At 43.2% G+C, this 664-nt stretch carries 1 protein-coding gene; it reads left to right on the top strand.

Going from position 1 to position 664, the window contains the following annotated elements; all coding sequences use genetic code 11:
• Positions 1–74: 74 nt before the first annotated feature.
• On the top strand, positions 75–488 hold the full coding sequence (locus tag ACS8FC_RS18170; RefSeq protein WP_075106436.1) for an OsmC family protein: 414 nt from the start codon (positions 75–77) through the stop codon (positions 486–488).
• Positions 489–664: the final 176 nt, after the last annotated feature.

The raw sequence follows: 664 nt of genomic DNA, 5'->3' as shown, positions 1-664 counted from the left end.
TACACTAGCAAAGCTGCATATATTTCAAACAATAAAAATAGGCGATATGCCAATTAAAGTAAGGAACATTCACAATGTCAGAATCAAAAGCAAGCGTCACATGGCAAGAGAACAAAGCCTTTATGGGCGTGTCACCATCAGGACATAACGTACAAATCGATGCGGACAAAGAAAAAGGCTCAAGCCCAATGGAGCTAGTCTTACTAGGATTGGGTGGTTGTGCGAGCTATGATGTGGTGTCAATTCTCCAAAAATCACGTCAAGCAGTGACGGATGTGCGTTGTGAGCTAACTGCGCAGCGCGCCGAAACCACACCAGCCGTTTACACCGATATTCACCTGCATTTTGTGGTTACTGGTCAAGACATTAAAGACAAACAGGTTGAAAAAGCCATTCATTTATCCGCAGAAAAATACTGCTCAGCCAGTCGTATGCTGGTCGCGGGTGGGGTTAATATCACCCATGATTTTGAAGTGATTGCAGGCTAAGGACTTATATAATGATCAGTGCATTTTTTGACTTGGTTTCTGATAAAGTTGCGTCTGCCATTTGGGCGATGGTGGTAGCGAGCTTACTGCCATGGGCTGTATCAATAATTGCAAAAGTATCTGGCGGCTTTAGGGTCAGAAATAATGCACATCCTCGCGATTTTTTTAAAAATGCA

The sequence above is a fragment of the Psychrobacter sp. 1Y4 genome (assembly GCF_051847555.1).
This window is presented reverse-complemented; position numbering and strand designations above follow the sequence as displayed.